Origin of the sequence: Noviherbaspirillum pedocola, assembly GCF_016632335.1 — a bacterium.
Lineage (GTDB): Bacteria > Pseudomonadota > Gammaproteobacteria > Burkholderiales > Burkholderiaceae_D > Noviherbaspirillum_A > Noviherbaspirillum_A pedocola.
This window is the reverse complement of sequence record NZ_JAEPBG010000003.1, coordinates 150,672-167,973: the sequence shown is the minus strand read 5'-3', so window position 1 is coordinate 167,973 and position 17,302 is coordinate 150,672. Positions and strand designations below refer to the sequence as shown.

Annotated in this window: 18 protein-coding genes and 1 tRNA gene; 13 read left to right on the top strand and 6 right to left on the bottom strand. The window is 62.6% G+C overall.

The window, feature by feature from the left end:
* The first annotated feature begins 129 nt into the window (after positions 1 to 129).
* From JJB74_RS09190 to JJB74_RS09145, 10 genes are all read left to right on the top strand, one after another.
* Positions 130 to 1,926 carry a tetratricopeptide repeat protein gene (locus JJB74_RS09190; RefSeq protein WP_234484075.1) on the top strand — a complete coding sequence of 599 codons (1,797 nt, stop codon included), beginning with the start codon at positions 130 to 132 and terminating at the stop codon, positions 1,924 to 1,926.
* A gap of 56 nt (positions 1,927 to 1,982) precedes the next feature.
* On the top strand, positions 1,983 to 2,585 hold the full coding sequence (lolB, locus tag JJB74_RS09185) for a lipoprotein insertase outer membrane protein LolB (RefSeq protein ID WP_200591550.1): 603 nt from the start codon (positions 1,983 to 1,985) through the stop codon (positions 2,583 to 2,585).
* An 11-nt stretch (positions 2,586 to 2,596) separates the two neighbouring features.
* Positions 2,597 to 3,457: a 4-(cytidine 5'-diphospho)-2-C-methyl-D-erythritol kinase gene (ispE, locus tag JJB74_RS09180; RefSeq protein WP_200591549.1), complete on the top strand. Its 861-nt coding sequence runs from the start codon at positions 2,597 to 2,599 to the stop codon at positions 3,455 to 3,457.
* Positions 3,458 to 3,528: 71 nt separating this feature from the next.
* A tRNA-Gln gene (locus JJB74_RS09175) sits at positions 3,529 to 3,605 on the top strand.
* 119 nt (positions 3,606 to 3,724) lie between these two features.
* Complete coding sequence (locus JJB74_RS09170; protein ID WP_200591548.1) at positions 3,725 to 4,675, top strand: ribose-phosphate pyrophosphokinase; 951 nt, start codon at positions 3,725 to 3,727, stop codon at positions 4,673 to 4,675.
* A 112-nt stretch (positions 4,676 to 4,787) separates the two neighbouring features.
* The gene (locus JJB74_RS09165; protein ID WP_200591547.1) at positions 4,788 to 5,387 is read left to right on the top strand and encodes a 50S ribosomal protein L25/general stress protein Ctc; all 600 of its coding nucleotides are present in this window, start codon (positions 4,788 to 4,790) and stop codon (positions 5,385 to 5,387) included.
* Between the two features lie 117 nt (positions 5,388 to 5,504).
* Positions 5,505 to 6,089, top strand: coding sequence for an aminoacyl-tRNA hydrolase (gene pth / locus JJB74_RS09160; RefSeq protein ID WP_200591546.1), 585 nt, complete (start codon positions 5,505 to 5,507; stop codon positions 6,087 to 6,089).
* 161 nt (positions 6,090 to 6,250) lie between these two features.
* Positions 6,251 to 7,342 carry a redox-regulated ATPase YchF gene (gene ychF / locus JJB74_RS09155; protein ID WP_200591545.1) on the top strand — a complete coding sequence of 364 codons (1,092 nt, stop codon included), beginning with the start codon at positions 6,251 to 6,253 and terminating at the stop codon, positions 7,340 to 7,342.
* 120 nt (positions 7,343 to 7,462) lie between these two features.
* Positions 7,463 to 8,956, top strand: coding sequence for a right-handed parallel beta-helix repeat-containing protein (locus tag JJB74_RS09150; RefSeq protein ID WP_200591544.1), 1,494 nt, complete (start codon positions 7,463 to 7,465; stop codon positions 8,954 to 8,956).
* Positions 8,957 to 9,071: 115 nt separating this feature from the next.
* Positions 9,072 to 9,488, top strand: a complete 417-nt coding sequence (locus JJB74_RS09145) for a hypothetical protein (protein ID WP_200591543.1) — start codon at positions 9,072 to 9,074, stop codon at positions 9,486 to 9,488.
* A 75-nt stretch (positions 9,489 to 9,563) separates the two neighbouring features.
* On the opposite strand, the gene JJB74_RS09140 is transcribed toward JJB74_RS09145, so the two are convergent.
* The 5 genes from JJB74_RS09140 to JJB74_RS09120 all read right to left on the bottom strand — a co-directional run bounded on the left by JJB74_RS09140 (position 9,564) and on the right by JJB74_RS09120 (position 13,765).
* Positions 9,564 to 10,511 (bottom strand): LysR family transcriptional regulator, encoded by a 948-nt coding sequence (locus JJB74_RS09140; protein ID WP_200591542.1) that lies wholly within the window; start codon positions 10,509 to 10,511, stop codon positions 9,564 to 9,566.
* Complete coding sequence (locus JJB74_RS09135) at positions 10,508 to 11,251, bottom strand: sensor histidine kinase (protein WP_200591541.1); 744 nt, start codon at positions 11,249 to 11,251, stop codon at positions 10,508 to 10,510. The genes JJB74_RS09140 and JJB74_RS09135 overlap by 4 nt, the downstream gene beginning before the upstream one ends.
* Positions 11,229 to 11,633: a response regulator gene (locus JJB74_RS09130; RefSeq protein ID WP_234484074.1), complete on the bottom strand. Its 405-nt coding sequence runs from the start codon at positions 11,631 to 11,633 to the stop codon at positions 11,229 to 11,231. The genes JJB74_RS09135 and JJB74_RS09130 overlap by 23 nt, the downstream gene beginning before the upstream one ends.
* An 83-nt stretch (positions 11,634 to 11,716) precedes the next feature.
* Positions 11,717 to 13,168 carry a PAS domain-containing sensor histidine kinase gene (locus JJB74_RS09125; RefSeq protein WP_200591540.1) on the bottom strand — a complete coding sequence of 484 codons (1,452 nt, stop codon included), beginning with the start codon at positions 13,166 to 13,168 and terminating at the stop codon, positions 11,717 to 11,719.
* Positions 13,169 to 13,336: 168 nt separating this feature from the next.
* Positions 13,337 to 13,765, bottom strand: coding sequence for a response regulator (locus JJB74_RS09120; protein WP_200591539.1), 429 nt, complete (start codon positions 13,763 to 13,765; stop codon positions 13,337 to 13,339).
* A gap of 588 nt (positions 13,766 to 14,353) precedes the next feature.
* Here JJB74_RS09120 and JJB74_RS09115 point away from each other — a divergent pair.
* Positions 14,354 to 14,989: a response regulator gene (locus tag JJB74_RS09115; protein WP_200591538.1), complete on the top strand. Its 636-nt coding sequence runs from the start codon at positions 14,354 to 14,356 to the stop codon at positions 14,987 to 14,989.
* Between the two features lie 252 nt (positions 14,990 to 15,241).
* On the top strand, positions 15,242 to 16,111 hold the full coding sequence (locus JJB74_RS09110) for a Crp/Fnr family transcriptional regulator (protein ID WP_234484073.1): 870 nt from the start codon (positions 15,242 to 15,244) through the stop codon (positions 16,109 to 16,111).
* 83 nt (positions 16,112 to 16,194) lie between these two features.
* Here the strand turns inward: JJB74_RS09110 and JJB74_RS09105 are convergent, their stop codons facing one another.
* Positions 16,195 to 16,884 carry an NAD(P)H-binding protein gene (locus JJB74_RS09105; protein ID WP_200591537.1) on the bottom strand — a complete coding sequence of 230 codons (690 nt, stop codon included), beginning with the start codon at positions 16,882 to 16,884 and terminating at the stop codon, positions 16,195 to 16,197.
* Positions 16,885 to 17,025: 141 nt separating this feature from the next.
* On the opposite strand from JJB74_RS09105, the gene JJB74_RS09100 reads away from it, so the two are divergent.
* Positions 17,026 to 17,238 (top strand): hypothetical protein, encoded by a 213-nt coding sequence (locus JJB74_RS09100; protein WP_200591536.1) that lies wholly within the window; start codon positions 17,026 to 17,028, stop codon positions 17,236 to 17,238.
* Positions 17,239 to 17,302: the final 64 nt, after the last annotated feature.

Here is a 17,302-nt window from a genome sequence, read left to right as displayed (position 1 = left end):
GCGATTCAGCGGGAACGGTGAATTTTTTCAGCACACGCCGCCTTGTGACTACAATGGCAAGCGCCCGCGCCAACGACGCGCGCATGATCGACGTAGAATCGCAATCTGCTGACCAGCCAGGATAGTCTCTTGAAAAACCTTTCAGTTATTTTATCGCTGTGCGCGGTCCTTTCCGCCTGCGCCACGGGGCAATCCGGATCCACGAAAGAATCCTCCTCTACCGGCAATGCCGCCCAGGCGACCCCGACGACATCTCCGCACCGCTTCCGGCTGCAGGCTATGCAGGCTGGTCCCGGCGAAAACCTGCCTTCGGTCCAGCTTACGCAAGACACGATGTTCCGTTTCCTCAGCGCGGAAATCGCGGAGCAGCGCGGCGACTGGGAATATGCATTCGTCAACATGCTGCAGGCAGCGCGCGAAACCGGCGACCCCAGACTGGCGCGCCGCGCCGCGGAAATCGCGATCGGCGCAAGACAGAAGACGGAAGCGCTGGCGGCGATCAAATTGTGGCGCGAGATCTCGCCGCATTCCGACGACGCCATCCAGCTGCAGCTCGGCATGGCGCTGATGGAAGGCGATTTCGCCGATGCCCGCCCGATACTCGAGGACAGGCTCAAGTCGGCCAAGGCGCCGATGCTGCCTGCCACGATTCTGCAGGTGCAGCGGCTGCTGTCCCGCACCGCGGACAAGGCTGCGGCGCTGCAACTGCTCGACGAGGTGCTTGCGCCTTATCCGCAATTGCAGGAAACCCATCTCGCGCTGGCGCAGGCCGCCTATGGCGCTGGCGACTCGACACGCGCGGTGCGCGAAGCCCGTACCGCGCTGTCGATGGCGCCAAAGTCAGAGCTTGCGGTGCTGACGCTGGCGCAGGTGCAGCCGGACAAGAACGAGGCGTTGAAGACGCTCTCCGATTACCTGAAAGCCAATCCGAAATCGCGCGAGGTGCGGCTGGCCTATGCGCGCTTTCTGGTCGAGGAAAAGCGCTTCGACGCGGCGCGCGCGGAATTCACCATTCTCCTGAAGGAGCAGCCCGGCGATCTGACCGTGCTGTATGCGATGGGCCTCCTGGCAGCACAGCACAATGACCTGAACGGCGCCGAAAAATACCTGGGCGCCTATGTCAAGGGCCTGGCCGCGCAGCCGGACGATGAACGCGATCCGACTCAGGCGCTCTTGATCCTGTCGCAGATTGCCGAGCAGCGCGGCGATACTGCCGCGGCCCTGAAATGGCTGGAACAGGTGCCTGCCGGCGCGCCGCAATCCTGGCTGCTGGCGCAGATCAAGCGCGCGCAGCTCATGGCCAAAAGCGGCGACCTCGATGGCGCGCGCCGCGTGCTGCATGAGGCCAAGACCGAGGACAAGGAAGAAGCGCTGCAGCTGATCGTGGCCGAAGCGCAGATCCTGCGCGAAGCGAACCATGCGCAGGAAGGCCTGGATCTGCTCGACGCCGCGCTCAAGAACTATCCGGACAACGTCGATCTGCTGTACGACCACGCGATGATGGCCGAGAAGCTGAATCGGCTGGACGTGATGGAATCCTCTCTGCGCCGCATCATCCAGCTCGACCCGAAGAACCAGAATGCCTATAACGCGCTTGGCTACTCGCTGGCCGAACGCAACCTGCGCCTGGATGAAGCGCAATCGCTGGTTGAAAAGGCGCATGAACTTGCGCCCAACGATCCGTTCATCATCGACAGCCTGGGCTGGGTGCAATTCCGGCGCGGCAATCTCAAGGAAGCCGAAACGCTGCTGCGCCGGGCTTACCGCATGCGCCCGGACCCGGAAATCGCCGCCCATCTCGGCGAGGTGCTGTGGGCGCTCGGCCAGCGCGATGACGCGCGCAAGCTTTGGCGCGAAGCGAGCAACAAGGACCCGAAGAACGACACGCTGAAGAGCACGCTCGGCCGGCTCCAAGTGCATTTGTGATTTCATTCCCCAGGCGCGGCTCGCTGTCGGGCTGCGCCGTCTTTCCGAATTACTCCATGCGTCTTCGATTCCGCGCGGCGCTGTGCGCGCTGCCCATTTTCCTTGCCGGCTGCGCCGGCGTTCCGACCGCTCCGGTAGCGCCGCAGGCCGAAGCGCAGCGCAGCTACTATCGCGCCATCGACATCGGCGGCCGGCTGTCGGTGCGCTATCAACAGAACGGCCGCGATGAAGCGCTGCATGGCAGCTTCACCTGGAACCAGCGGCCTGAGTCGACCACCATCGCGCTGCTTTCCCCGCTGGGGCAAACGATGGCCGAGATCGTCGTCACGCCAGCCATGTCTTCGCTGACCCAGGCCGGCCAGGGCACGCGCATGGCTGCGAATGCCGATGCGCTGGCGGCCGATACCCTGGGCTGGCCGCTGCCGGTGTCGGGTCTGCGCGACTGGCTGCAGGGCTTCAGCGCAAAAGGGCAGCGCATTCCGATCGGTGATGGCGATGCGGCGGCCATTACCGATAACGGCTGGCGCATCCGCTACGCCTCCTGGGAAACCGGCGAGGATGGCAAGCCGCATCCGAAGCGCATCGATCTGTCGCGCAATACGGCGCAGGCTGGCGAAGTTTCGCTGCGCATCGTGCTCGACACCTGGCAACCGCAGTAGGAGGCGGATTGATGCGATCGCTGCACCATTGCCTGGCTCCGGCCAAGCTGAATCTCTTTCTGCATGTCGTCGGCCGCCGGCCCGACGGCTACCACCTGCTGCAGAGCGCGTTCCAGCTGCTCGATCATGGCGACCTGCTCGACTTCCATGTGCGCGACGATGGCATCATCCGCCGCATCACCGATCTGCCGGGCGTGCCGGAGGAATCGGACCTGGTGGTGCGCGCCGCGCGCCTGCTGCAAGCGACGCTGCCCGATGGCAGTCGGCTTGGTGCGGACATCGCGGTCACCAAGCGTTTGCCGATGGGCGGCGGCCTGGGCGGCGGATCATCGGATGCGGCCACGACGCTCATGGCCTTGAACCATCTGTGGGATGCCGGCAAGAGCCGCGAGGAGTTGATGGCGCTGGGCCTGTCGCTGGGCGCCGACGTGCCCTTCTTCATCTTCGGCCGCAATGCCTTCGCCGAAGGCGTGGGCGAGCGGCTTACGGCCATCGATGGCCTCGATTGCTGGTTCGTGGTGATCGAACCGGGCGTCGCCGTGCCAACCCCGGAAATTTTTCGCGCGCCGGATTTGACAAGAAATTCGAATCTGGTCACAATACCGGACTTTTCCAAAACGCTGCAAAGCGGATACGGAAAAAACGATCTGCAAACCGTGGCAGCAAGGCTGTTTCCGGAGGTCGCCGCAGCCATCGAATGGCTGGCCGAATACGGCAAGGCGAGAATGACCGGATCAGGCGCATGTGTGTTCATGCCCTGCGACAGTGAAGCGCAAGCGGACCGGGTACTGGCAGCAGTGCCGGCACGCTGGAAAGCCTGGAAGGCAAGAGGAATCGGGCAGCATCCTCTCTCCAGTCTGCAGAAAATGTGAAACAGAATTCGTTTGACGTTGCATTTATCGCCCAGTTTGGCGAAAATACCGCGGCAAACAAGCAGTTGCGTAGGGGAATCGCCAAGTCGGTTAAGGCACTGGATTTTGATTCCAGCATTCCAAGGTTCGAATCCTTGTTCCCCTGCCATTAAATTCGAAGCGAAAACAATAAGCCGCTCATGTCGAGACAAACGTCCCAGCAGAGCGGCTTTTTGAACTTTTAACCTCCGTACTCTCCGTACTTTAACGACTTTGTTCAGGGATCCCATGGCGCTCGAGAACCTGATGGTTTTTACCGGCAATGCTAATCCGGAGCTGGCGTTGGGAGTGACCAAGCATTTGGGAATCCCGCTCGGCAAGGCTGTCGTCTCCAAGTTTTCCGATGGCGAAATCGTCGTCGAGATCAATGAAAACGTGCGCGGCAAGGATGTCTTCGTGCTGCAATCCACCTGCGCACCGACCAATGATCATCTGATGGAAATCATGCTGATGGTCGATGCGCTGAAGCGCGCTTCCGCCGGCCGCATCACCGCCGCCATTCCGTACTACGGCTATTCGCGCCAGGATCGCCGCCCGCGTTCGGCCCGCGTAGCCATCTCAGCCAAGGTCGTGGCCAACATGCTGCAGGAAGCCGGCGTCGACCGCGTGCTGATCATGGATCTGCACGCCGACCAGATCCAGGGCTTCTTCGACATCCCCGTCGACAATATCTACGCTTCTCCCCTGCTCCTCAGTGACTTGGTCAGCAAGAACTACGACGACCTGCTGGTCGTATCGCCGGACGTCGGCGGCGTAGTGCGCGCCCGCGCGCTGGCCAAGCGCCTGGACTGCGACCTGGCCATCATCGACAAGCGCCGCCCGAAGGCGAACGTGTCCGAAGTGATGAACATCATCGGTGAAGTCGAAGGCCGCAACTGCGTGATCATGGACGACATGGTCGACACCGCAGGCACGCTGACCAAGGCTGCCGAAGTGCTGAAGGAGCGCGGCGCGAAGAAGGTCGTTGCCTACTGTACGCACCCGGTGCTTTCCGGTCCTGCGATTGAACGGATTTCCTCGTCGCCGCTGGACGAGCTGGTCGTGACCGACACCATCCCGCTGAACGATGCGGCGCGCGCCTGCAGCAAGATCCGCCAGCTGTCCTGCGCGGAACTGCTCGCCGAAACCTTCAAGCGCATCATCCGCGGTGACTCGGTGATGTCGCTGTTCATGGAATAACGCGTTTTACGAATCTTCGGAATGCGGCGTGATGCCGCATTCCTTTTTTGCGGGCCCTGGTCGCGGGGCTTGCGCAACGCGGGGATGGTCCCCGCACAACCTGGAGTGAAACATGAAAGTAGTCGCATTTGCACGCAAAGAGCAGGGGTCCGGAGCGAGCCGCCGCCTGCGCAATGCCGGCATGACCCCTGGCATCATCTACGGCGGCACCGAAGCCCCGATCACGGTCTCGCTGGACCACAACGCGCTGTTCCACGCGCTGAAGAAGGAAGCATTCCACTCGTCCATCCTGGACATGGAAATCGACGGCGCGGTGCAGCAGGTGCTGCTGCGCGACTTCCAGATGCACGCGTTCAAGCCGATCGTCATGCACGTTGACTTCCAGCGCGTCGATGCGACCCACAAGATCCATGTGAAGGTGCCGCTGCACTTCGTGAACGCGGAAGTCTCGCCGGCAGTCAAGCTGTCCGCGGCCGTGATCAGCCACGTGATGAATGAAGTCGACGTGACCTGCCTGCCGAAGGATCTGCCGGAGTTCATCGAAGTCGACCTGTCGAACATCGCGGCTGGCGAATCGATCCACCTGTCGAACGTGAAGCTGCCGCAGGGCGTCTCCCTGGTCGCGCACGGCGACGATCTGACCGTTGCCACCGCGTCGATTCCGGCCGGCTCGAAGTCCGACGCCGCCGAAGGCGAAGCCGCGGCCGAGTAATCGCTCGCCTGCGCATGCAAACCCGCCTTCGTGGCGGGTTTTTTCTTGGCCGGCGCAAGACATCGCGCGCCGCTACCTGAACATCCATCACGCTTCTTTCGCTTTCACCAGAACATCATGGCCATCCGTCTGATCGTCGGTCTCGGCAATCCCGGGCCGGAATATGAGCAAACCCGCCACAATGCCGGCTTCTGGCTGGTCGATAACCTGGCGAACGCGCATGGCGGCAGCCTGTCGCGCGAGGCGCGTTTCCATGGCCTGGCCGGCAAGATCCGCATAGGCGGGCAGGAAGTCTGGCTGCTGGAGCCACAGACCTACATGAATCGCTCGGGTCAGTCGGTGGGCGCGCTGGCGCGCTTCTACCGCATCGCCCCGGATGAAGTGCTGGTCGCGCATGACGAACTCGACCTCGCTCCCGGCGTGGCGCGCCTCAAGCGCGGCGGCTCTGCCGGCGGACACAACGGCTTGAAGGACATCACCGCCGCGCTCGGCACGCAGGATTACTGGCGACTGCGCCTGGGCATCGGCCATCCGCGCCAGATGAACCTGGCGCAGCCGGTGGTGGATTTCGTACTGCACCGGCCGCGGCGCGAGGAGCAGGACGCCATCGATGAGGCGATCGCGAAAAGCCTCGAAGTGACGCCGCTGCTATGCGAAGGCAAGTTCGAGGCGGCGATGATGCAGCTGCATACGACCAAATAGATAGCGCAGGCCGCGCCCTGCCCCATGCGCGGCGTTGCCGCGATGCGCGCGCCACACCGAGGTACAATGGCGCACTCTTTCGACCGGCCGCCGCGCGCGCCGGTTCATGCGGGCCCATCGCATCAGCGGGCACCCGCCATCCAGAACATCAAAGGAATTCCATGAGTCTCAAATGCGGCATCGTCGGCTTGCCCAATGTCGGCAAGTCCACGCTCTTCAATGCGCTGACCAAGGCGGGCATCCCCGCCGAGAACTATCCCTTCTGCACCATCGAGCCGAACGTAGGCATCGTCGAAGTACCGGATGCGCGGCTGCAGGCGCTGGCCGGGATTGTCAAGCCGGAACGCATCCTGGCCGCGACGGTGGAATTCGTCGACATCGCCGGCCTGGTCGCCGGCGCGTCCAAGGGCGAAGGCCTGGGCAACCAGTTCCTGGCGCACATCCGCGAAACCGATGCCATCGTCAACGTGGTGCGCTGCTTCGAGGACGAGAACGTGGTGCACGTGGCCGGCCGCGTGAATCCGATCGACGACATCGAAGTGATCCAGACCGAACTGGCGCTGGCCGACATGGCCACCGTCGACAAGGCGATCCAGCGCGAGAACAAGAAGGCGCGTTCGGGCGACAAGGAAGCGGCCAAGCTGGTCGCGCTGCTCGAGCGCATCATGCCCGAGCTGGACAATGCCAAGCCGGTGCGCTCCCTTGGACTGTCGCAGGAAGAGCTGGCGCTGCTGCAGCCGCTGCACCTGATCACCGCCAAGCCGGCAATGTACGTGGCCAACGTCTCCGAGAATGGCTTCACCAACAACCCGCTGCTGGACCAGCTCACCGAGTATGCCAATGCGCAGAACGCGCCGATCGTCGCAATCTGCGCCGCCATCGAAGCCGAGATCGCCGACCTGGACGATGCCGACAAGGGCGAGTTCCTGGCCGACCTCGGCATGGAAGAGCCGGGCCTGAACCGCCTGATCCGGGCCGCGTTCAAGCTGCTCGGCCTGCAGACCTACTTCACTGCCGGCGTGAAGGAAGTGCGCGCCTGGACCATCCACATCGGCGACACCGCACCCAAGGCCGCCGGCGTTATTCATACCGACTTCGAGCGCGGCTTCATCCGCGCACAGACTATTGCCTTTGACGACTACATCGCCTACAAGGGCGAACAAGGCGCCAAGGAAGCCGGCAAGATGCGCGCCGAGGGCAAGGAGTATGTCGTCAAGGATGGCGATGTATTGAATTTCCTGTTCAACGTCTGATTTCATCGTCCCGCGCCTGCGCCCCAGGCGCCGGTTGAACGCCAGATTCTCCCGGCCACGGGCGGCGTTGCAACCCTCTGCATCGTCAAGCCGCCCACGGCCGGGCACAGGGAACCGAGCATGCAGAAACCGATCCGTCACTTGGTCTTGTCCGTTACGGCCGCCGCGTTGCAGCTGAACGCGGCGAGCGCGCAATCGCTTCCCCCCGAGCCTTCCTACAAGGGGGAATTACGCAGCGATGGCAAGGGTGGCGTGGTCGTGATGCCCTTTGCCGATCCCGGCCGCGGCGACAATGGCGAGGCGGCGCCGTCGCAGAAAACCGAACCGCCGGTGGCCCAGCAGCCGCGCGCCAGCGCACAGCCCAATCCCGCCAAGCCCCAGGTCGCACCGCGCCCCGCTCCCGATGCGACGCCGCCTGCCGTCATCGCAGCGGGTCCGACCACGCTGCGCGTGGGCGCCGGTCGCGAACTGCGCACCATCGCCGAAGCCGCGAAGCGCGCCAGAAACGGCGACACCATCCTGATCGATCCTGGCGTGTATCCGGCCGACGTGGCCGTATTCAACCAGGACCGGCTCGTCATCCGCGCCGTCGGCGGCCGCGCCCAGCTCAATGCGAATGGCGCCAATGCCGAAGGCAAGGCGATCTGGGTAATGCGCGGCGGCGACATCCTGGTGGAGAACATTGAATTCCACGGCGCGCGCGTGCCCGACCACAACGGCGCCGGCATCCGCTTCGAACACGGCAAGCTCACGGTGCGCAACTGCCTGTTTGCCGACAACGAGAACGGCATCCTCACCAGCGGCGAAGGCAGCGAACTCAATATCGAAAACAGCGAGTTCGACCACAACGGCACCGAGGCCGGCAATGCGCACCAGTTGTACGTCGGCTCGATTCCGCGGCTGAAGGTAATCGGCAGCTATTTCCACAACACCGCCGGCGGCCACCTGCTCAAGAGCCGGGCCGACAACAACTTCATCACCTACAACCGCTTGACCGACGAGGCCGGCGGCCAGGGCAGCTATGAACTGGAATTTCCGAACGGCGGCGTGAACTATGTGATCGGCAACATCATCGAGCAGGCGCCGACCACGCAGAACTCGGCCATCATCTCGGTCGGCGCGGAAGGCATGAACAAGCGCAGGAACGAGCTCTACCTGGTCAACAACACCATCGTTGACGACCGCGAAGGCGGCGGCAATTTTTTGAAGATGCCGACCGGCTTGCAGGCGCTGAAGGCAGTCAACAACCTGCTGGTCGGCAGCAGGAAGAGCGACCTGAGCATCTTTGCTGAAGACGTGAACCATCGCGGCGAGCCCGGCAAGGTGTTTCAGGTCGACCTTGGCACCCGCGTCGGCGATACCCGTGCCAAGGGGGAAGTCAGCAACAATTTCAGCGTGTCGCATGACGTGTTTGCCCAGGCGGCCAAATACGATTACCGCTTGCGTGAGCGCTCCGGTCTCGCGGGCAAGTATCTTCCGCCTGGCACCAGCATGGCGGCTTCGGGTTCCGGCCTGGACCTGGCGCCGCGCGCGGAATATGCGCACCGTGCGCAGACACGCCGGCTCGCCGCCGCGCCGACGCTGCCCGGCGCGCTGCAGACCCCGGCGCCGTGACATGGCGCAGCGCATTATCGACAAGCAAGAAAAGACGATGCCGCGGTGAACCACTTCGCGGCATACGCACCTAATCGACATGGTTTGACCACCCCCGAATTCGCAAAGGCGCCCCATGTCCACACCCGCTGAGCAAGATCCGCTGAAAACCGCAGCCGCTTCCTCTTCCGATCATCCCGAATCCGCCGAGCCGCCTGCGGGCGAGCCGGCTCTGGATGCGAACTCCGGCGAGGCAGCATCGACGCTGGCCGGGGATGCGATGAACCTGATTTCCGAGCACAAGGGCAAGCTGGCCATCGGCGTGGCCGCGACGCTGGGCCTGATGGTGTATTACGGCTGGCGCGAGAAGCGCCTGGCCAAGACCGATCCGGAAGAATATGCGCTGCTGCAGCGTCTGCGCGAGGTGATGCGCCAAGGCGATGCGCCGCAAAAGCCGCGTGGCGCGCGCAAGGCCGGCGACAGGAACGCGGCCGAGACGGATAGGCAGGACACGGAAGCCGACAAGGGCGAAGGCCAGGCCGATACGCAATGAAGCTCTGAACGTGGTGTCGCCGCGCCAGGCCCGTCGCAGGGCGGCATCCGCAGCCCTGCATTCAATCGCCCTGCCCTAACCGAAATGCTCGCTCTGGCTGTAATTGAGCGAGGCGAACTGCGCGCGTATCCACTTGTGTGAAGGGTTGCGGTTGTCGCGCTCGTGCCAGAGCATGTCCACGTGCACCACCGGCAGCTTGAACGGCAATTCCTTCGTGACCAGCGATTCGATCACGCCGGTCGATGCCACCAGGTGGCGCGGCACCACCGAGATCAGGTCGCTGCCGGCCACGACCCGGCCGACGGTATAGAACTGGTTGACGGTCAGCGCGACGCGACGCTGGCGGCCAAGCGAGGCCAGCGCCACATCCGCCGGTCCATGCGCCCGCCCGGAAAAACTCACCAGCGCATGATGCGCGGAGCAATAGGCATCCAGGGTCAGTTCGCCTTCGGCCAACGGATGCTCCTTGCGCATGATGCACACCGATTCGCTGCTGTAGAGACGCTGATGACGGATGGCCGACAGGGAGCTCTGCCCGTCGGCAAGCTGCGCGGCCACGCCCGGAAAATTGCCGACCGCGATATCGATCTCGCTTTGCAGCAGCATCGCGCGCGGATCGCGCGTGGTCAGCGGCAGCATGCGGATGTCGATGCCCGGCGCTTCCTGCTTGATCGAGCGCATCAGTCCAGGCAGCAGTAGCGATGCGGTGGAATCGGCCATCGCGAGGCGGAAGGTCGCATGCGTCTCGGCGACATCGAAATTTTCCGGCGCGATCGCGGATTCCAGCAGCACCAGCGCCTGGCGTACCGATGGCCACAATTCCTCGGCGCGGGTGGTCGGCTTCATGCCATGCGCGGTGCGCAGCAACAAATCATCGTTGAGCGTCTCGCGCAGGCGCTTGAGCGCATTCGATACCGCGGGCTGGGTGGTGGCGAGACGTTCCGCTGCGCGCGTCAGGTTCTGCTCGGTCATCACTGCGTCGAACACGCGCAGCAGGTTCAAATCGAAGGTCAGAAAACTCATGGCTTGCCGATCGTCGTGGAAGGAATGTCATCAATCAGGGGCAGCATCACGTCTATCGTGGTGCCCTGCTGCGGCGCCGATTGCAGCGCCATGGCGCCGCCCAGAAATTCGGCGCGCTCGCGGATGCGCCGCAGGCCGTGGGTCGCGGAGAAATCGGTCTGCGCCGGCTCGAAACCCTGGCCGTCATCGGTGACGGAAAAATGCAGCCTGCCGTCTTCACAGCGCAGCGCGACATCCACGCGGCTGGCCCCGGCATGGCGACGCACATTGGACAGCATTTCCTGGAACATCCGGTACAGCGCAATCGCGTGTTCCTGCGCAAGAGCCGGCGCGGCATCGGGCAATTGCAGGCTGGTGGCAATGCCAGTCTGCTCGCCGAAATCTTCCAGCGCTTCCTCCAGCGCCATCGGCAGACCGGCGATGTTGAGCACGCCGGGACGCAGGTCCGCCTGGATGCGGCGCGCGGTCCTGGTCAGCTCGGCGAGGATCGCATTGGCCTTGGCCCATTGCTCGGCCACGCCGTCGGCTGTCGACGGCTGGCGCGACAGGATGGCCAGCCGCATGCCGAGCGCCGTGAGCGCGGAGCCGAAATCATTGTGCAACTCGCGCGCGAGCTCCTGCTTCTCAAGCTCGCGCACCTCTTCCGCATGCGACAGCATTGCGCGCAGACGCAACACCTCGGCCTGCGCCTCGCGCAAGGCAGCGTCTGCCTGCGGCTCAATGGGCATCGAACTGGTCATGGATGAATTTGAGCAGCGCATCGGCCGCCAGCGGCTTGACGAGAAAATGATCGAATCCGGCCTCAAGGGCGCGCGCCCGGTCGCCCGACTGGCCATAACCGGTGACCGCGGCCAGCGCGATCCTGCGCTCGCCAGCGTCGCGGCGCAGCGCCCGGGCCAATTCATAACCGTTCATGCCCGGCAGTCCGATGTCGGACAGCACCAGTTGCGGCTCGAATTCCGCGGCCAGACGCAGCGCATCTCCGCCATTGGCGGCGGTGCGCACTTCGTAGCCATAGAGTTGCAGCAACTCGGCCATGGACAGACTGGCGTCTTCGTTATCGTCAACCAGCAGGATCTTGAGCCCGGGGGCGGCTGGCGTGGGCGTGGTATGAGTCTGCAATCCGAAATCCGCTTTCTGAAACTGGAGAGGGCGCTTCGCGCAGGCATCTGGCGTGGCGCAAATGCCGCCCATTATAGGGCGAGTCACTCGGCCTCGATCGGACGGCTTGCATTGTCAGCCAGGGGCAATTCGATCGCCACCGTGGTGCCGCCATTCTGCCCCGCGGCAATACGCACCGTTCCGCCCATGAACGCCGCGCGCTCATGCAAGCCGCGCAGGCCGTAGGTGCTGGCATTGTCACGCTGCTGCGGCGTGATGCCCACGCCGTTGTCGCGCACCGCCAGCGCGATGCGGTCTTCATCCACGTCAAGGACGATGTTCACCCGCGTGGCATGCGCATGCTTGACCACGTTGTTCAGCATCTCCTGCAGCATCCGGTACAGCGCGATCTCGCGCTTGTGGCCGATGGTGATGTCTTCATCCGGCAGACTGGTTTCGCAGGCGATACCGCTGCTGGCGGTGAAGTCATCGGCCAATTCATGAATCGCCGCCTTGATGCCGAACAGATCGAGCATCGTTGGACGCAGCTCGGTCTGGATGCGACGCGTGGTCTTGACCACCGATTGCAGCAGCGACTGGATCTTGGCACGGCGCTCGGCCCATTTCGGCTCATCGGGAAACAGCTCGTACGTGCCTTCGAGATGCATGGATAGCGACGTCAGCGCTGCGCCCATGTCGTCGTGCAGCTCGCGCGCGATCGCGCGCTTCTCTTCCTCGCGCACGGTCTCCAGGTGGTCCGCCATGTTGCGCAGCGCCTCGGTGCGGCGCGCAATGGTTTCCTCGAGATTGGCTTCGCGCGCGCGCAGTGAATTTTCGGCGGCCTTGCGTTCGCTGATGTCGGTGCCGATGCCGATCACGCCGCGCAGCCTGCCCTCGCTGTCGAGCCATGGAGACTTCGATGTCAGATAGGTGCGCTCGCCCTCCGGCAGCCGCAGCGTGTGCTCGGCGCTGACCGAGGCCCGATCTCGCATCACCAGCGCGGCGTCACGCTCGATCATGTCCACGCCATGGGCATCGGCGAAGAGTTCACTGGCGCGATGTTGCAGCGCGGCCTCGCGGGTAAGGCCCATGAGCCTGAGCATCGCCGGATTGGCAAAGACCAGCCGGCCTTCGGTGTCCGTCACGAAGATCGGGTCGCTGGCGTTTTCGCCGATGGCCATGAGCAGCGAAGTCGCCTCGGCCAGATCCGACGCGTTGCGCATTCTCTGGCGGTATTCCGCATCCATCACGCCGGCGGTACGCCAGAAGGCAAGGAAAGCCAGTGCGCAATCGCCGAACGAGAGCAGGGCTACCGCGGCGCTGGCCCTGTAGAGGCCCTGGCGCTCGCCCATCCAGATCAGGAGATTCAGGATCAGCATCAATACCAGCAGGCGCGGCATCGAGCGGCGCAAGAGGCCGCCTGCCGGCGTGGGATGGTTCAGAAGGGCTTTCCATGCGGGCCAGGGACGCGTCGCCATTACCGCGATGCTGGCCGCGAGCAGGATAAGCGTCGCGCCAAGCACGATGGCTGTCGGCGTTTCAAGAGACTGGATCATTGCGACACCGGTGGTGGGAACGGAAACAAGGGGCGCCATCTCGCAGCGAAACGGCATGGCAAGCGCGTATTGTGACCGATGCCGCTGCACGGGGTGGGACGGCTTTGCTTGATGCGCTCGCACGCGCGCGGCAACGCCCGCGAGAAATGATGACTGGCGCGCGAGCGCTCAATCGGAAATGCCGTTCTCGGACAGTCGCGAAAGCAGCAGCTGCAACTGGGGAAATTCGCTGGTCTTGTCGAAGAAAAACTGTACGCCGTACTGCTCGCAGATGCGACGGTAAGTGCCGCTGACATGATTGCTGAGCACGATCTTGAGCGTCTGTGCATGCGCCGGATCAGCCGAGAGCACGCGCAGCAGGTTGATGCCGTTACCCTGTCGCAGCTGGATGTCGAGAATCAGCACATCGCATGGATGGCTGCGCAGCATTGCAATCGCATCGTTCTCGGTCTCGGCGATGCCAAGCAGCGAAAGGCGCGGAATGCGCGCCAGATTCTCGCTGATCAGGTCGCTGATGATGCGGGAATCCTCGACCAGCAGCACGCGCAATGCGCTCCGCAGTGAGAGTGCCGGCGTGCCGGGCGCTTCTGCGCTCATCGGCAAGTCCGCGTCGCGGGCAAGCGGTCGGCTTTGGGGTTCATGGTTTAAGAGTCTCATCCCAGGTATCTGCATCCGGATGTTGTCGTTCAAGGTCCCTGGAATGCAATTTTCGACAGGGATGGTTCGCATTATCCATTGCCGCATCGATATCGATATTGACGGCGTCGCGCTGCGGAGCTCGAAAAATGCTGCGTTGCGTGAACATGGTTGGCGAGGAGAAACCATGCTAACACCGAGCCCTTCCCTTCCCTATAGGACAGGAGATATTGCCACTGTAGGAATTCATGACCCGCCAACTGTTTTTGTCCGACAAGATGCAGGAATCTTTTTCCTGTACAGCGGTCATAGGGAGGTCTTTAGCCCTCGCGGCAAATTGTGATTGAAACTATAGCGACTCTCGGTTTCATGGCCATGCTTTCTCTCTGTAAAAAGCGCATTAGCAAAAAGAATGTTTGATATTTTGTGAAGCCGTTACAATCGATTGAAAGCAAAATGGCAAGGTAAACATCGAAGTGGTGCCGATCCTGAGTTTGCCGTGACGGGCGCCATTCACTTCATGCCAACCTGATTGAAGTCGTAATCTCTATGATAAGAATTCTTGTAGTCGACGATCATGCAGTAGTGCGCGCCGGGGTGCGACATTTCATTGCCGATATTCCCGGCATGGAAATCAGCGCCGAAGCCGGAACAGCCCAGGAAGCGATACGCCTGATCCGTTCTCAGGATTTCGACGTGATCCTTCTCGACATTGCGATGCCCGACAAGAGCGGCGTCGAAGTACTCAAGCAGATCAAGCGTGAAAAGCCCGATCTTCCGGTGTTGATACTGAGCATGCATCCCGAATCCCGTTACGCGGTGCAGATCCTGCGCAGTGGCGCCGCGGGTTATGTGCAGAAGGAAGCGCTGGCAACCGAGCTGGTCAATGCGATCAATACCATCGTGCGCGGTCACAAGTACATCAGCCCCACCGTGGCCGAGCTCCTGACCGCTGACCCTGCCACCACCGACAAGGAGAAGCCACTGCACGAGTTGCTGTCGGCGCGCGAGTACCAGATCTTCTACAAGCTTGGACAGGGAGAAGGCGTCACCAAGATCGCTGACGATCTGTGCCTGTCGGTGAAGACGGTCAGCACCTATCGTTCGCGGGTGCTGGAGAAGATGAACATGACCAACAATGCGGACATCATCTATTACGCGATCAAGCAGAACCTGATCGACTGACCCCGTCGCTTTGCCATTGCTCCACCGAGTCCCATACCGATTGCGCCGCCGCGGCGGTGCAATATCCGTTTGCCTGCCACTCCGCCTTTTTCACCCCGTTATTTCCCGGGATCTTGCGCATTGCCGCAAACCGTTTTGCCAGGTGTCAGTGTAATCCCACACCCAAATCGGACTTACGCCGATGCTGCGTTGAAGGTCGCTATGCAATGATGCCGCCATGGAAACGTCGAATAAGATTTCGGGGGAATCATCATGGCAAATGTTATGAATGCCTTTTATGGCGCCGGTAATGCTGCAAATGCACGTAACGCAGCCGCGCCTGCAGGCAAGAAGAAAAACGAAGCCAGAAGTCCGCGCCTGGCCGCCGTGCCGCCGGTACGAATTGCTGCGCTGTATGGCCATAACCCGAAGCAGAACCAGTTGCTCGCTTCACTGCCGCAGGAAGATTTCGAGCGCCTGCTGCCGCATCTTGAATTCATCTCGATGCCCTTCGACATGACGGTATGCGAAGCCGATACACAGATGAACCATGTTTATTTCCTCACCAGCAGCGTGGCGTCGCTGCTGTATGAGACCCGCGACGGCGCATCCGCCGAGATTGCCGTCATCGGCAATGAAGGCATCGTCGGCGTGACGCTGTTCATGGGCGGCGGCGCCAGCCCGAATCGCGCGGTGGTGAAATGCGCCGGCTATGGTTTCCGGCTCAAGGCCAGCGTGTTCATGGAGGAATTCCGGCGCGGCGGCGCGCTGCAGCAGTCGCTGCTGCGCTATACCAGCGCCCTGATTGCGCAGATGTCGCATACCGCCGTCTGCAACCGCCATCACAACGTGATGCAGCAGTTGTGCCGCTGGCTGCTGCTGACTCTGGACCGGCTGCCTTCCAGCGAAATGGCCGTATCGCAGGGCCTGATCGCCACCATGCTCGGCGTGCGCCGTGAAAGCGTGACTGAAGCGGCGGGCAAGCTGCAGGACGAAGGCATGATCCAGTACCGTCGCGGTCATATCACGGTCCTCGACCGTGCCGGCCTCGAACATCGTGCCTGCGAATGCTATGCCGGCGTGAAGAAGGAATATGACCGGCTGCAATGCAGTCATGTCGCCGCGGCCAAGGGCGCGAACTGACGCGTCTGTGCAATGCCTGGCGCAAGGCGATCAGCATGCCTTGCGTATCCGCCTGACGCCGAATACGCGCAGACCTTGCCCGCTTACGGCAAACGTTCTACCTCTGCGCGCAAGGCTGCATTCTCCAGCATCCTGATCCCCACCTCTTCGGACCGCGCTGCGCTCACCAGCGCACGCGCGACCGCATCGGCCGGAACCGGCCGCCAGCGCGGCGGCAGCAAAGGGCCGATGCGCTTGCCGATTTCCTCGCCCCAGCGCCATTCATTGCGTTTGCCCAGCAGCAGCGATGGCCGTGCAATGGTCAGCGCCGGATAACCGAGACGCAGCAGCGCCTCCTCCAGTTCACCCTTCACCCGGTAATAGAAATTGCCCGATTGGGCATCGGCGCCCATTGCCGATACCAGGATGAAATGCCTGGCGCCATGCGCGCGCGCGAGATTGGCGATATGCAGCGGATAGTCAAAGTCGACACGGCGAAATGCCGCCGCCGTGCGCGCCCGGCGCATCGTGGTGCCCAGCGCGCATATGACGGTGTCGACCTTGAACCATTCGGGATGTTCGCCAAGACGCTCGAAATCCTCGATGCATTGCTCGAACCGGACTTCGCCCGACGGCGCAATCGGCCGGCGCGTCAGCACGCGCAGCGTTTCCGGGGTGTCGTGGCGCGTGAGCAATTGGAGGCAGGCGCGTCCGACCAATCCGGTCGCGCCTACGAGCAGCAGGCTGGTGTGGGTATCGACTTCGGTGTGCATTGCGAAAGGGTCGGCTTCCATTGGCGGGCACGATACACCGCTTCCCGACGTACGGTCGAGAACCGGCGCAAGCCGTGGCGTTCTTAAGTGGGTTACCAGACAGAGCGCGCATGCCGCGCCTGTTATAGATTGAGCCACAGCACACGCAACGGAGAATTGAGGATGACGCCGAAACAGCCGAAGCCCATCGCAGAGCTGAGCGCCGAAGCCTATCGAATGTGCATACACCGCATCGAGCTCGGGATGGTCGATACCGCAAGCATGGACACGCAGCAGTTGATGCACCAAACCATACGCTACGCCGTAGCCAGCGCGAAATGCCAGGAAGCCCGTCAGGCGCTCGAGCAGGCGCTGCTGGATACCCGGCTGAACTGAGTCCCGCTCATTGCAGTATGGTCATGCGCCGGGTGTAGCGTCTGCCACTATAATCCGCGCATCG

Coding starts and splice junctions, on each gene's coding strand:
- lolB (WP_200591550.1), top strand. CDS start 1,983: ATGCGTCTTCGATTCCGCGCGGCGCTGTGCGCGCTGCCCATTTTCCTT.
- ispE (WP_200591549.1), top strand. CDS start 2,597: ATGCGATCGCTGCACCATTGCCTGGCTCCGGCCAAGCTGAATCTCTTT.
- JJB74_RS09170 (WP_200591548.1), top strand. CDS start 3,725: ATGGCGCTCGAGAACCTGATGGTTTTTACCGGCAATGCTAATCCGGAG.
- JJB74_RS09165 (WP_200591547.1), top strand. CDS start 4,788: ATGAAAGTAGTCGCATTTGCACGCAAAGAGCAGGGGTCCGGAGCGAGC.
- pth (WP_200591546.1), top strand. CDS start 5,505: ATGGCCATCCGTCTGATCGTCGGTCTCGGCAATCCCGGGCCGGAATAT.
- ychF (WP_200591545.1), top strand. CDS start 6,251: ATGAGTCTCAAATGCGGCATCGTCGGCTTGCCCAATGTCGGCAAGTCC.
- JJB74_RS09150 (WP_200591544.1), top strand. CDS start 7,463: ATGCAGAAACCGATCCGTCACTTGGTCTTGTCCGTTACGGCCGCCGCG.
- JJB74_RS09145 (WP_200591543.1), top strand. CDS start 9,072: ATGTCCACACCCGCTGAGCAAGATCCGCTGAAAACCGCAGCCGCTTCC.
- JJB74_RS09140 (WP_200591542.1), bottom strand. CDS start 10,511: ATGAGTTTTCTGACCTTCGATTTGAACCTGCTGCGCGTGTTCGACGCA.
- JJB74_RS09135 (WP_200591541.1), bottom strand. CDS start 11,251: ATGACCAGTTCGATGCCCATTGAGCCGCAGGCAGACGCTGCCTTGCGC.
- JJB74_RS09125 (WP_200591540.1), bottom strand. CDS start 13,168: ATGATCCAGTCTCTTGAAACGCCGACAGCCATCGTGCTTGGCGCGACG.
- JJB74_RS09120 (WP_200591539.1), bottom strand. CDS start 13,765: ATGAGCGCAGAAGCGCCCGGCACGCCGGCACTCTCACTGCGGAGCGCA.
- JJB74_RS09115 (WP_200591538.1), top strand. CDS start 14,354: ATGATAAGAATTCTTGTAGTCGACGATCATGCAGTAGTGCGCGCCGGG.
- JJB74_RS09110 (WP_234484073.1), top strand. CDS start 15,242: ATGGCAAATGTTATGAATGCCTTTTATGGCGCCGGTAATGCTGCAAAT.
- JJB74_RS09105 (WP_200591537.1), bottom strand. CDS start 16,884: ATGGAAGCCGACCCTTTCGCAATGCACACCGAAGTCGATACCCACACC.
- JJB74_RS09100 (WP_200591536.1), top strand. CDS start 17,026: ATGACGCCGAAACAGCCGAAGCCCATCGCAGAGCTGAGCGCCGAAGCC.